General features: G+C 72.7%; 9 protein-coding genes. 7 read left to right on the top strand and 2 right to left on the bottom strand.

Annotation, left to right across the window (positions count from 1 at the left end):
• Nucleotides 1-301: 301 nt before the first annotated feature.
• Nucleotides 302-1,042: a hypothetical protein gene (locus IG88_RS0136855; RefSeq protein ID WP_031050957.1), complete on the bottom strand. Its 741-nt coding sequence runs from the start codon at nucleotides 1,040-1,042 to the stop codon at nucleotides 302-304.
• A gap of 60 nt (nucleotides 1,043-1,102) precedes the next feature.
• Here IG88_RS0136855 and IG88_RS0136850 point away from each other — a divergent pair, with 60 nt between their 5' ends.
• Nucleotides 1,103-1,888, top strand: a complete 786-nt coding sequence (locus IG88_RS0136850; protein ID WP_031050953.1) for an adenosylcobinamide-GDP ribazoletransferase — start codon at nucleotides 1,103-1,105, stop codon at nucleotides 1,886-1,888.
• A gap of 57 nt (nucleotides 1,889-1,945) precedes the next feature.
• On the opposite strand, the gene IG88_RS0136845 is transcribed toward IG88_RS0136850, so the two are convergent.
• Complete coding sequence (locus IG88_RS0136845; RefSeq protein WP_031050951.1) at nucleotides 1,946-2,770, bottom strand: endo alpha-1,4 polygalactosaminidase; 825 nt, start codon at nucleotides 2,768-2,770, stop codon at nucleotides 1,946-1,948.
• Nucleotides 2,771-3,020: 250 nt separating this feature from the next.
• On the opposite strand from IG88_RS0136845, the gene IG88_RS0136840 reads away from it, so the two are divergent.
• From IG88_RS0136840 to IG88_RS0136815, 6 genes are all read left to right on the top strand, one after another.
• Complete coding sequence (locus IG88_RS0136840; protein WP_031050949.1) at nucleotides 3,021-4,562, top strand: leucyl aminopeptidase; 1,542 nt, start codon at nucleotides 3,021-3,023, stop codon at nucleotides 4,560-4,562.
• A gap of 560 nt (nucleotides 4,563-5,122) precedes the next feature.
• Nucleotides 5,123-6,511 (top strand): dihydrolipoyl dehydrogenase, encoded by a 1,389-nt coding sequence (gene lpdA, locus IG88_RS0136835; protein ID WP_030405174.1) that lies wholly within the window; start codon nucleotides 5,123-5,125, stop codon nucleotides 6,509-6,511.
• A 63-nt stretch (nucleotides 6,512-6,574) separates the two neighbouring features.
• Entirely contained in the window at nucleotides 6,575-8,356 is a 1,782-nt protein-coding gene (sucB, locus tag IG88_RS0136830) for a 2-oxoglutarate dehydrogenase, E2 component, dihydrolipoamide succinyltransferase (RefSeq protein WP_031050948.1), read from the top strand.
• A gap of 209 nt (nucleotides 8,357-8,565) precedes the next feature.
• Entirely contained in the window at nucleotides 8,566-9,189 is a 624-nt protein-coding gene (locus tag IG88_RS0136825; RefSeq protein WP_030405172.1) for a GntR family transcriptional regulator, read from the top strand.
• Nucleotides 9,190-9,436: 247 nt separating this feature from the next.
• Entirely contained in the window at nucleotides 9,437-12,136 is a 2,700-nt protein-coding gene (gene aceE / locus IG88_RS0136820; RefSeq protein WP_031050947.1) for a pyruvate dehydrogenase (acetyl-transferring), homodimeric type, read from the top strand.
• A gap of 74 nt (nucleotides 12,137-12,210) precedes the next feature.
• Nucleotides 12,211-13,191, top strand: coding sequence for a helix-turn-helix transcriptional regulator (locus tag IG88_RS0136815; protein WP_031050945.1), 981 nt, complete (start codon nucleotides 12,211-12,213; stop codon nucleotides 13,189-13,191).
• Nucleotides 13,192-13,235 lie beyond the last annotated feature (44 nt).

Below are 13,235 nucleotides of genomic sequence, written 5' to 3'. Positions count from 1 at the left end.
CGCGTACGGCGCGAAGGGGTCGTGTCGGGGGGTGTCCGCCCGCAGCGGTTGGCGCGTCCGCGCCGGGAAAGATCTGTGGCCGACCGATTCCGCGCCGTTCCGAGGACGGACACCCCCCGGCGCGGCCCCGACCCACAACGCACCCCACCGCGCTACGCGCACCCCCACCCAACCCGCACAGGCGCCGCAGGCACCCCGCACCCCCACCCAACCCGCACAGGCGCCGCAGGCACCCCGCACCCCCACCGAACCGCACAAGCGCCGCAGGCACCCCGCACAAGCGCCGCAGGCACCCGTACCGTCACCGTGGATCCGGGCGGCCGCCGATCCAGTCCTGGGCCACGCGGCGCGGGCCGGACCAGCGGCGGTCGTGGTGGTAGGCGCGCAGGCGGGCCTTCGCGCGGGCACGGGGGCGGCGGGCGTAGAAGCGGCGGGCCCACGGGGAGCCGGGCCGGGCCAGGCGGACCGCGCCGATCAGGGCGATCACGGGCACGATGACCCCGAAGACCGCCAGCCGCGCCTTGCCCTTGGCCAGGGCGAGGAGGGAGAAGAGGAAGTTGCCCGCGACCGTCACGATGACGTTCGTGCGGTCCTGCAACTCGCCCTGGGACACGCCGTCCACGCCGAAGGGCGTGAAGCCCGCGAGGACCAGCCCGACCAGGGCCGCGGTGAGCACCACGACCTCCACGCTCTTGCGCCCCGCCTCCGTCCAGTAGACGTCGTCGAGGTGCAGGATCAGCGCGAACTCGTCCAGGACGAGCCCCGCCCCGATACCGAAGACCACCGCCGCGAGCGACGCCCCGAACCCCTGCCGGCCTCCCGCGACCGCGCCGAAGCCGCCGATGACGGTGAGCACCACCCCGGGAACCACGTGATGGATGTGCACCCCGCCCGCCTTGACGTTCCCGAACGGCCCCTTGCCCGCCCGGATCAGACGGGTGATGACCCGGGTGACCACGAACGTCAGCACGAACGCCGTCAGCGCGAGGAGCAGCGGCAGCTTGCCCGGTTCCACGATGTTGCGCTGCCACCAATCTCCCATATGCGCACATTATCCCCGGGGCCGCTCAACGCCCCGGCGGCCGCCGGGTAGTCTGCGCCGGTGTCCAGGACCCCTTCCTCCGACGGCCTCCGTTTCGCCTTCGGCACCCTCACCGTGCTCCCGGTCGGGGTGACCCGCTGGGACCGGGCCGCCGCGCGCGGCGGCATGCTGTGCGCACCGCTGGCCGGACTGACCGTGGGGGTCATCGCCGCGTGCGCCGGACTGCTGCTGCTCGCGCTGGGCTCCGGCGGCCTGCTCGCCGCGGTCGCCACCGCCGCCGTACCCGCCGTACTCACGCGGGGACTGCACCTGGACGGACTCGCCGACACCGCCGACGGCCTGGGCAGCGGCAGGCCCGCCGAGGACGCCCTGCGGATCATGAAGCAGTCGGACATCGGGCCGTTCGGCGTGCTCGCCCTCCTGTTCACGCTCCTCGCCCAGGTGGCCGCCCTCGCCCAGACCTACGACGCTTCGTGGACGCGCGGTGCGCTCGCCGCCGTGGTCTCGGCGACCGCCGCCCGGCTGGCGCTCACGACGGCGGCCCGGGCCGGGGTGCCCGCCGCCCGCCCGGAGGGGCTGGGCGCGGCGGTCGCCGGGGTCGTCCCGGCCGGCCGGGCACTGGCCGCGGCGGCGACGGTCGTCGTCCTGGCCGCGGCGGTGGCGGGCGCGTGCCTGGGCCCGTACGACGCCCTGCGCACGGCGCTCGCCGTCGTGGGGGCGGTCGCCCTGGCCGAGCTGCTCCTGCGGCACTGCGTCCGCCGCTTCGGCGGCGTCACGGGTGACGTCTTCGGCGGGGTGGCGGAGACGGCGGCCACGACCGCGCTGGTGATCCTGGCCCTGGGCTGACGACCGCGCCACCCGGCGACCCGTCACCCCCGACCCGCCGCCCAGGCGACCCGACGCTCAGCAGGCCTCGCGCCACGCGTCCAGTTCGTACTTCTTCAGCATGGAACTGAGCCGCAGCTCACGGGAGTCGGCGCAGAAGCGTTCCGTCGGCAGTTCGTACTCGACGTGGAAGACGGCCTTGTCCGCGTCGACGAACGGCCGGTTGTCGGCGCACTCGCCGTACTGGGCGCACTGCTCGTTGACGGCGAAGTCGAAGTCGTCCACCAGCTCCGGTATCTGGTCCAGGTCGTTCTTCAGGCCGACGGCCATCCCGCGGTCGTGGGCGAGCTTCGCGACCAGCCGGTTGTAGCGGAGCTGGTCGTCGGCGGTGAGCGGGAAGCCGGTGTCGTTCTTGTAGCCGTCCATGTTGTCCGGCTCGACGGCGTCGAAGCCCTTGTCGCGGCACATGTCGAGGCGCTCGGCCATCAGCGGCTCCAGGACGTCGGTGGCACGGATGTCCAGCCACCGCTCGCCCTCCCAGCCGTTGCCCTTGCCCAGCACCTCGGCCGGGAAGTCGTCGGCGTCGGGCCGGAAGTCCTCCCAGGCTCCGGTGGAGACGTAGCAGATGACCTTGCGCCCGTCCTCGTGCAGACCGGCGACCGTCGCCTCGTCGTGGTCGAAGCCGTCGATGTCGTAGACCGGTACGTCCACGGACGTGTCCAGTTTGCCGCTGAGCTGCCACTGCCAGGCGGTGCCCGGGGTGGGCCGCCAGTGGCCGGCGGCGGCCCCGCCGTCGGCGCCCGCCGTACCGCCGGCAGCGTGGGCACCGTCGCCGCCGGGGGCCGAGTTGCAGCCCGCGAGCAGCGGCAGGAGGAGGGCTGTCGACAGGACCGTGCGTCTCACGGGGCGTGCTCCAGAGTGCGGTTGGGGTGGGCGGCGTACCCCCGCAATGATCTCCCATCCGCACTCCGGCGCGGAAACCGCGGCCCGCGGGAGGGGTCGGGGCCGGGGTCGAGCGTAGGCTCGTGCCGAGTGTTCGCCTGCCCAGGCGAGGACCGCAACGCAGGAGGGATCTAGGGTCGGATGTCGGGCCCGGTCGACCCACCCGCATTCGGCCACACCAGACTTCATACGGAAGCGAGATTTCACCACCGTGACTGCTCTCACTCTCTCCACCGCCGCGGCGCCCGGCCTCCGGGCCGACGCGATCGTGATCGGTGTCGCCAAGGGCCCGGACGGCCCGTCCGTCGCACCGGGCGCCGAGGCCGTGGACAAGGCGTACGACGGCCGGCTCGCCGCCGTTCTGGAGACCCTCGGTGCCTCGGGCGCCGAGGGCGAGGTGACGAAGCTGCCGGCGCCGTCCGGCTTCAAGGCCCCCGTCGTCGTGGCGGTGGGGCTCGGTGCCGAGCCCGAGAAGGACGCCGGCTTCGACGGGGAGGCGCTGCGGCGGGCCGCCGGTACGGCCGCCCGTGCCCTGGCCGGCGCCAAGAAGGCCGCCTTCGCCCTGCCGCTCACCGAGGCCGCGGACGCCGGTGCCGTCGCCGAGGGCGTACTGCTCGGCGCGTACGCCTTCGACGCGTACAAGGAGTCCGCGAAGGAGGCCAAGGGCACCAAGGGCGCCAAGGGCAACGGCAAGGCCCCGCTGGCGGAGGCCGCGCTGCTCGGCGGCAAGCCCCGCGACAAGGCGTACAAGGCCGCGATCGAGCGTGCGGCGGCCGTCGCCGAGGAGCTGAACCGCGCCCGCGACCTGGTCAACACCCCGCCGAACGACCTCGACCCGGAGGCGTTCGCGGCGGTGGCGCAGACCGCCGCCAAGGAGCACGGCATCAAGGTGCAGGTGCTCGACGAGAAGGCCCTCACCAAGGGCGGCTACGGCGGCATCCTCGGCGTCGGCGCCGGTTCGGCGGCGGGTCCGCGGCTGGTGAAGCTGTCGTACACCTCGCCCAAGGCCAAGAAGTCCCTCGCCTTCGTCGGCAAGGGCATCACCTACGACTCGGGCGGCATCTCGCTGAAGCCGGCCGGTCACAACGAGACGATGAAGTGCGACATGGCCGGTGCCGCCGCGGTGTTCGCCGCGGTCGTCGCCGCCGCGCGGCTCGGCCTGGAGGTCAACGTGACCGGCTGGCTGGCGCTGGCCGAGAACATGCCGTCCGGTTCCGCGACGCGTCCGGGCGACGTGCTGCGCATGTACAGCGGCAAGACGGTGGAGGTGCTCAACACCGACGCCGAGGGCCGGCTCGTGCTCGCCGACGCGCTGTGGGCGGCCTCGCAGGAGAAGCCGGACGCGATCATCGACGTGGCGACCCTGACCGGCGCGATGATGCTGGCGCTGGGCAGCCGGACGTACGGCGTCATGGCGAACGACGACGCGTTCCGCTCCGCGGTGTACGAGGCGGCCGAGGAGGTCGGCGAGCCGGCGTGGCCGATGCCGATGCCGGAGCACCTGCGCAAGGGCCTCGACTCGGCGACCGCGGACATCGCGAACATGGGTGAGCGGATGGGCGGCGGTCTGGTGGCCGGTCTGTTCCTGCGGGAGTTCGTCGGCGAGGGCATCTCCTGGGCGCACCTGGACATCGCGGGTCCGGCCTTCAACGAGGGCGCGCCGTTCGGGTACACGCCGAAGGGCGGTACGGGTACGGCGGTGCGGACGCTGGTGCGGGTCGCCGAGCTGGCGGCCGCGGGCGAACTGGGCTAGCCCGGCCGGGGGCGCCTGAGGGGTGCCGGTAACTCGGCCGAGGGCGCCGGAGGGGTGCCGGTAGCCCGACCGAGGGCGCCGGAGGGGTGCCGGGCGCGGGTGACTGCGCGGCTGCGGGTCCGTCGTGGCCGGTCGCGCAGTTCCCCTCGCCCCTCGGCCGGTCGGCCGGGCCCCGGCCGCGAAGGCGCCCCACACCCTCGCCCCCACACAGCGAAGCCGCAGATCCGCGCCGCCCCGCGCCCCTCGGCCGGTCGGCCGGGCCCCGGTCGCAAAGGCGCCGTACGCCGTCGCGCCCACGCGGTCCCGTCGCGGATCGGCGTGGCCCCGCGCGCCCGGCGGGGTCGGGCCGCCCTGGGTGGCAGGTTCCGCCCGTTGCTCCGCTCACCTGAACGTGGGGTGTCTCACACCCCGGCCCCGCGTCTCGTTCGGCTCTCACAAGTGCGAAGATGGAGCCCGGCAGGACAGGGCCCACCCAAGGGCCGAGAACAAAGAGCGGCCGGACACCAGCCGCCGACCGGTCACTGGAGACCGGCGTGGCGCACATGCATGGAGGACGTGACGTGGCGAACGACGCCAGCACCGTTTTCGACCTAGTGATCCTCGGCGGTGGCAGCGGTGGTTACGCCGCGGCCCTGCGCGGGGCTCAGCTGGGCCTGGACGTCGCCCTGATCGAGAAGAACAAGCTTGGCGGCACCTGCCTGCACAACGGCTGCATCCCCACCAAGGCCCTGCTCCACGCGGGCGAGGTCGCCGACCAGTCCCGCGAGAGCGAGCAGTTCGGCGTCAAGACGTCCTTCGAGGGCGTCGACATGGCGGGCGTGCACAAGTACAAGGACGAGGTGATCGCCGGTCTGTACAAGGGCCTGCAGGGTCTGGTCGCCTCCCGCAAGATCACCTACATCGAGGGCGAGGGCCGGCTCTCCTCCCCCACCTCCGTCGATGTCAACGGTCAGCGCGTCGAGGGCCGCCACGTCCTGCTCGCCACCGGCTCCGTGCCGAAGACGCTGCCGGGCCTGGAGATCGACGGCAACCGGATCATCTCCTCGGACCACGCCCTCACGCTCGACCGCGTGCCGAAGTCCGCGATCGTGCTGGGCGGCGGCGTCATCGGCGTCGAGTTCGCCTCCGCGTGGAAGTCCTTCGGTTCCGAGGTCACCGTCATCGAGGGCCTCAAGCACCTGGTCCCGGTCGAGGACGAGAACAGCTCCAAGCTCCTGGAGCGCGCCTTCCGCAAGCGGGGCATCAAGTTCAACCTGGGCACCTTCTTCCAGAAGGCCGAGTACACCCAGGACGGCGTCAAGGTCACCCTCGCCGACGGCAAGGAGTTCGAGGCCGAGGTCCTGCTCGTCGCCATCGGCCGCGGCCCGGTCTCGCAGGGTCTGGGCTACGAGGAGAACGGCGTCGCGATGGACCGCGGCTTCGTCCTCGTCGACGAGTACATGCGGACCAACGTCCCGACCATCTCCGCCGTCGGTGACCTCGTCCCCACCCTCCAGCTCGCGCACGTCGGCTTCGCCGAGGGCATCCTGGTGGCGGAGCGGCTCGCCGGTCTGAAGACCGTTCCGGTCGACTACGACGGCGTGCCGCGGGTGACGTACTGCCACCCGGAGGTCGCCTCCGTCGGTCTCACCGAGGCCAAGGCGAAGGAGGTCTACGGCGCGGACAAGGTCGTCTCGATCAAGTTCCCGCTCGGTGGCAACGGCAAGAGCCGCATCCTGAAGACCGCGGGCGAGATCAAGCTCGTCCAGGTCAAGGACGGCGCCGTGGTCGGCGTCCACATGGTCGGTGACCGCATGGGCGAGCAGGTCGGCGAGGCGCAGCTCATCTACAACTGGGAGGCGCTGCCGGCCGAGGTGGCCCAGCTCATCCACGCCCACCCGACGCAGAACGAGGCGCTCGGCGAGGCCCACCTGGCGCTGGCCGGCAAGCCGCTCCACATGCACGACTGACCGCTTCGGTCTTCGGGCGCGACGACACAGACTTCCGCACTTTCGTAAGGAGCAACCGAAACCATGGCGGTTTCCGTAACCCTTCCGGCGCTCGGCGAGAGCGTCACCGAGGGCACCGTCACCCGTTGGCTGAAGGCCGAGGGTGAGCGCGTCGAGGCCGACGAGCCGTTGCTCGAGGTCTCGACCGACAAGGTCGACACCGAGATCCCGGCGCCCGCCTCCGGCGTGCTGTCCTCCATCAAGGTCGCCGAGGACGAGACCGTCGAGGTCGGTGCCGAGCTGGCGCTGATCGACGACGGCAGCGGCGCCCCCGCCGCCGCCCCGGCCCCGCAGGCCGAGCCGGTCGCCGAGCCGGCCCCGGAGCCCGCTCCGACCGCCCCCTCCACCGAGCAGGCCGCCCCGGCCCCCGCTCCCACGGCCGGCGCCTCCGCCGGTGGCGGTTCCGCCGAGGGCACGGACGTCGTCCTGCCCGCGCTCGGCGAGTCCGTCACCGAGGGCACCGTCACCCGCTGGCTGAAGTCGGTCGGTGACAGCGTCGAGGAGGACGAGCCGCTGCTGGAGGTCTCGACCGACAAGGTCGACACCGAGATCCCGGCGCCCGCCTCCGGCACCCTGCTGGAGATCGTGGTCGGCGAGGACGAGACCGCGGAGGTCGGCGCCAAGCTCGCCGTCATCGGTGCGGCGGGTGCCGCTCCGGCCGCGGCCCCGGCGGCCCCCGCCGCCCCGGCGCAGCCCGAGCCCACCCCGGCTCCGGCGGCTCCGGCTCCGGCTCCGGCTCCCGCGCAGGCCGCTCCGGCTCCGGCCGCCCCGGCCCCGCAGGCTCCGCCGGCTCCCGCCCCGCAGCCCGCCGCCCCGGCGCCCGCACCGGCCCCGGCCGCCGCTCCGGCTGCCCCGGCCGCCGCCCAGCCGGTGGACGACGGCGCCTACGTGACCCCGCTGGTGCGCAAGCTCGCCGCCGAGAACGGCGTCGACCTGTCCACCGTCAAGGGCACCGGCGTCGGCGGCCGTATCCGCAAGCAGGACGTCGTCGCCGCCGCCGAGGCCGCGAAGGCCGCCCCGGCTCCGGCTGCCGCCGCCCCCGCCGCGCCCGCCGCGAAGAAGGCCCCCGTCCTGGAGGCCTCCCCGCTGCGTGGCCAGACCGTCAAGATGCCGCGCATCCGCAAGGTCATCGGCGACAACATGGTCAAGGCGCTGCACGAGCAGGCCCAGCTGTCGTCGGTCGTCGAGGTCGACGTCACCCGTCTGATGAAGCTGCGCGCCCGTGCCAAGGACGCGTTCGCGGCGCGTGAGGGCGTCAAGCTCTCGCCGATGCCGTTCTTCGTCAAGGCCGCGGCCCAGGCGCTGAAGGCGCACGCGCCGATCAACGCCAAGATCAACGAGGCCGAGGGGACCATCACCTACTTCGACACCGAGAACATCGGTATCGCGGTGGACTCCGAGAAGGGCCTGATGACCCCGGTCATCAAGAACGCCGGTGACCTCAACCTGGCCGGCATCGCCAAGGCGACCGCCGACCTGGCGGGCAAGGTCCGGGCCAGCAAGATCAGCCCGGACGAGCTGGCCGGTGCGACCTTCACCATCTCCAACACCGGTTCGCGCGGCGCGCTGTTCGACACGATCATCGTGCCGCCGGGCCAGGTGGCCATCCTCGGCATCGGTGCCACGGTCAAGCGTCCGGCCGTCATCGAGACCGAGGAGGGCACGGTCATCGGCGTCCGCGACATGACGTACCTGACCCTGTCCTACGACCACCGTCTGGTGGACGGCGCCGACGCCGCCCGCTACCTGACGGCGGTCAAGGCGATCCTGGAGGCGGGCGAGTTCGAGGTCGAGCTCGGCCTGTAGTCCTCCCCGCCAGCGGGCCCGTACGGAGCCCCCGACCGGAACCTTCCGGGCGGGGGCTCCGTCGTGTTCCGGGCGTGGCACGCTGTGTAAGTCTCGTCTCACCTGCGTAAAAGCGCGCCCATGCGCCCTTCCCGCCCGCCGTGACGGCCGTATTGTCTAAGCGTCAGCCGCCCCAGGGTCCGAAAGGGGACCCTCCCGAAGGAGCTTCCATGACCGCGCCCGTCGTCCACTCGCTGCGCGAACAGATCCGCGAGCACATCCTGGAAGGGATCATCAGCGGACGCTGGCAGCCGGGCGAGCGGATCGTGGAGCGCAGGATCGCCACCGAGCTGGAGGTCAGCCAGACGCCGGTGCGGGAGGCCCTGCGGGAGCTGGAGTCGCTGCGGCTGATCGAGTCGGCGCCGAACAAGGGCGTGCGGGTGCGGAACCTGACCGCCGCCGACCTGGAGGAGAGCTACCCGGTCCGGGCCGGCCTGGAGGCCATCGCGGCGGAGCTGGCGGCGGACCGGCTCGCCGTGGACTGCTCGGCCCTGGAGCCGCACGTCGCCGCGCTGTACGAGGCCGACCGGGTCTCCGACGGCACGGGCCAGGTGCGGCACACGGTGGGCTTCCATCGCGAGCTGGTGCGGGCCGCGGGCAACTCGGTGCTGCTGCACACGTGGGAGGGGCTGGGGATCGAGGTGTTCACGGCGCTGTCGATACGGTGGCTGGGGACGGTGCAGCAGTCGTACGCGGAGGAGCACGAGGAGCTGGTCGCGGCCTTCCGCCGCCGGGACCCCCGGATCGCGGAGATCGTCAAGTCCCACGTCCTGGGCTGCGCGCCGCGCCCCTGACGAACGAGCCGCACCGCGCTCACCTGCACAGATCCCCCTTTTCGAGGTCACCCCGTGCCACCGCCCGAGGCACCCCGTGCCGACTTTCTCGTGATCAAGAGGTTTTGCTTCTCAACCCTTTGATCGATCATCGATCAGGGAGTTACAGTCACGCTTGGACTCCCACCGGAGCCCAGCCCTGTCCTGCCAAAGACCTAGGGCACCCCTGCCGATGAGGGAACCCCCTTCGACTGAGGAAGGCGGCGACATGACGACCGACCCGAAAGCCATCCAGCCGAGCGAGCTCGACCAGCTCCCGGACCGCGACCCCGAGGAGACCGCCGAGTGGCAGGCCTCCCTGGACGCCGTCACCAAGGCGGCCGGGCCGCACCGTGCCGCGTACCTGATGCGCCGCACGCTGGAGCGCGCCGAGGGCGCCGGCCTCGCGCTGCCCAAGCTGCTGGAGACGGACTACGTCAACACCATCCCGACGTCCGCCGAGCCCACCGTGGACGGCGACGAGGCGATGGAGCAGCGGATCACCGCCTGGAACCGCTGGAACGCGGCGGCGATGGTGACCCGCGGCAGCAAGTACGGCGTCGGCGGCCACATCGCCACCTTCGCCTCCGCCGCCTGGCTCTACGAGACCGGCTTCAACCACTTCTTCAAGGGCAAGGAGGGTGACGGCTCCGGCGACCAGCTCTACGTCCAGGGCCACGCCTCCCCCGGCATCTACGCCCGCGCCTTCCTCGACGGCCGCCTGTCCGAGGAGCACCTGGACAACTTCCGCCGCGAGGCCGGCGGCAACGGCCTGCCGTCCTACCCGCACCCGCGCCGGCTGCCCTGGCTGTGGGAGTTCCCCACCGTCTCGATGGGCCTCGGCCCGATCTCCGCTATCTACCAGGCGCGGTTCAACCGCTATCTGACCAGCCGCGGCATCAAGGACCTCACCAACTCCCACGTGTGGGCGTTCCTCGGTGACGGCGAGATGGACGAGCCGGAGTCCACCACCGCGCTCACCCTCGCCTCCCGCGAGGGCCTGGACAACCTGACCTTCGTCATCAACTGCAACCTGCAGCGCCTCGACGGTCCGGTCCGCGCCAACTTCAAGATCGTGCAGGAGCTGGAGGCCCAGTTCCGCGGCGCCGGCTGGAACGTCATCAAGTCGCTGTGGGGCACGGCCTGGGACGAGCTGTTCCGGCTCGACACCACCGGCGCCCTCGTACGCCGCCTGCGCGAGGTACCGGACGCGCAGGTCCAGACGTACCAGACCCGCGACGCCGCCTACATCCGCGAGGACTTCTTCAACAAGGACCCGCAGCTCGCCGAGATGGCGAAGCTCCTGTCCGACGACAAGATCCTCGAGTGCTTCCACTTCTCGCGCGGCGGCCACGAGTCCCGCAAGGTGTACGCCGCGTACAAGGCCGCGCTCGCCCACAAGGGCGCGCCGACCGTGATCCTGGCCCAGACGGTCAAGGGGCACACCCTCGGCACCGGTTTCGCGTCGAAGAACGCCAACCACCAGATGAAGAAGCTCTCGGTGGACGAGTTCAAGGACATGCGCGACCTGCTCGGCCTGCCGATCGCGGACAGCGCCTTCGTCGACGGCGTGGTCCCCTACGGCCACCCGGGCGCCGACTCCCCCGAGGTCCGCTACCTCCAGGAGCGCCGCGCGGCCCTCGGCGGTCCGGCCCCGGCCCGCCGCGTGCACCCCCTCGCCCCGCTGCCCGCCCCCGCCGACAAGGCCTTCGCGGCCTTCGACAAGGGCTCCGGCTCGCAGAGCGTGGCGACGACCATGGCCTTCGTCCGCCTGGTCAAGGACCTGGTCCGCGACAAGGAGACCGGCAAGCGCTGGGTACCGATCGTCCCCGACGAGGCGCGCACCTTCGGCATGGAGAGCCTCTTCCCGTCCCTGGGCATCTACTCGCCCAAGGGCCAGACGTACGAGCCGGTCGACCGCGACCAGCTCATGTACTACAAGGAAGCCAAGAACGGCCAGATCCTCAACGAGGGCATCACCGAGGCCGGTTCGATGGCCGACTTCATCGCCGCGTCCACCGCGTACGCGACGCACGGCGAGGCGATGATCCCGTTCTACATCTTCTACTCGATGTTCGGCTGGCAGCGCACGGCCGACCAGATGTGGCAGCTCGGCGACCAGCTCGGCCGCGGCTTCCTGATCGGCGCCACCGCGGGCCGCACCACCCTCACCGGTGAGGGCCTCCAGCACGCGGACGGCCACTCCCCCGCCATCGCGGCGACCAACCCGGCGGCCCTCTCCTACGACCCGGCGTTCGCGTACGAGATCGCGGCGATCGTCAAGGACGGCCTGCGCCGCATGTACGGCGAGGCGGCCCCGGGCGAGGACCCGAACGTCTTCTACTACCTGACGGTCTACAACGAGCCGATGCCGCAGCCGGCCAAGCCGTCCGGCGTGGACGAGGGCATCGTCAAGGGCCTGTACCGCTTCAACACGGCAGAGACGGCGGGCCTGACCCCGGCCGCGAACGCCCCGCGCATCCAGCTCCTGGGCTCCGGCACGGCGATCCACTGGACGCTCGAGGCGCAGCGGCTGCTCGCCGAGGAGTGGGGCGTGGCCGCCGACGTGTGGTCCGCGACCTCCTGGACGGAGCTGCGCCGGGACGCCATGGAAGCCGACGCGGCGCTGCTGCGCGGCGAGGAGCGGGTGCCGTACGTCCGCCGGGCGCTCCAGGGCGCCGAGGGTCCGGTCCTGGCGGTCTCCGACTACATGCGCCAGGTCCCGGACCAGATCGCGCAGTGGGTCGAGCAGGACTACTCCTCGCTCGGTGCCGACGGCTTCGGCCTGTCGGACACCCGTGACGCCGCCCGCCGCCACTTCGGCGTGGACGCCGAGTCCATCGTGGTCGCGGCCCTGGCCCAGCTCGCCAGGCGGGGCGAGGTCAAGGCCACGGCCGTGAAGGAGGCGCGCGAGCGCTACGGCCTGTGAGCCTCGGGCAGTAGGAGAAGGCCCCCGCCACCACCACGGCGGGGGCCTTCCGCGCCCTCCGGCATCATGTGGGGATGCGCGCTGCCCGCCTGATCAAAATGGTGCTGCTCCTCCAGTCCCGCCCGGCCATGACCGCCGCCGAGCTGGCCCGGGAACTGGAGGTGTCGGAGCGGACCGTGACACGGGACGCGCAGGCACTGTCCGAGGCGGGCGTGCCGGTGTACGCGGAGCGCGGCCGGGCCGGCGGCTACCGCCTGATCGGCGGCTACCGCACCCGGCTGACCGGGCTCGCCCGGGGCGAGGCGGAGGCGCTGTTCCTGTCCGGGGTCCCGGGGGCGCTGCGGGAGATGGGCCTGGAGGACGCGGCCTCGGCGGCCCGCCTGAAGGTGTCGGCGGCCCTCCTCCCCTCCCTGCGGGACGCCTCGCGCACGGCGGCCCAACGGTTCCACCTGGACGCGCCGAGCTGGTTCCGTGAGCCCGAGACGCCCGAGCTGCTGCCCGCGGTGGCGGACGCGGTCTGGGACGACCGCCGGGTCGCGGCACGGTACCGGCGCGGGGAGGAGGAGGTCGTACGGGAGCTGGAGCCGTACGGGCTCGTGCTGAAGGCCGGCGTCTGGTACCTGTGCGCGAGGGTCGCGGGGGCGGCGGACGGACCGTTCCGCGTGTACCGCGTCGACCGCTTCACGGCGGTGGAGGCGGGCGAGGAGCGCTTCGGCCGGAACGAGGACTTCGACCTGCCCGCGTTCTGGGCGGAGCGGGCGGAGCAGTTCGCGCGGTCGATCCTGCGGGACGAAGTCGTGGTGCGGCTGTCGCCGCGGGGTGTGGGGGAGCTGCCCCGCGCCGTCGGTGCGCCGTCCGCCCGGGAGGCGCTGGACGCGGCGGGGGCGGCGGATGCGGAGGGGTGGGTGACGGTGACGTTGCCCGTGGAGTCGGAGGAGGTCGCGCACGCGCAGCTCAGGGTTCTCGGGCCGGAGGTGGAGGTGCTGGCCCCGGGGCCCCTGCGGGAGCGCTTCGCTCGGGATGCGCGGAGGTTGGCGGGGCTGTACGGGGGGTGACCGGCGGGGGGTGCGTGGTCCGGGGTTGCGGGGTTGCCCGGCCG

The sequence above is a fragment of the Streptomyces sp. NRRL F-5650 genome (assembly GCF_000721365.1).
Classification (GTDB): domain Bacteria; phylum Actinomycetota; class Actinomycetes; order Streptomycetales; family Streptomycetaceae; genus Streptomyces; species Streptomyces ardesiacus.
The sequence above is the reverse complement of the archived record's forward strand: the minus strand, read 5'-3'. Positions and strand labels throughout refer to the sequence as shown.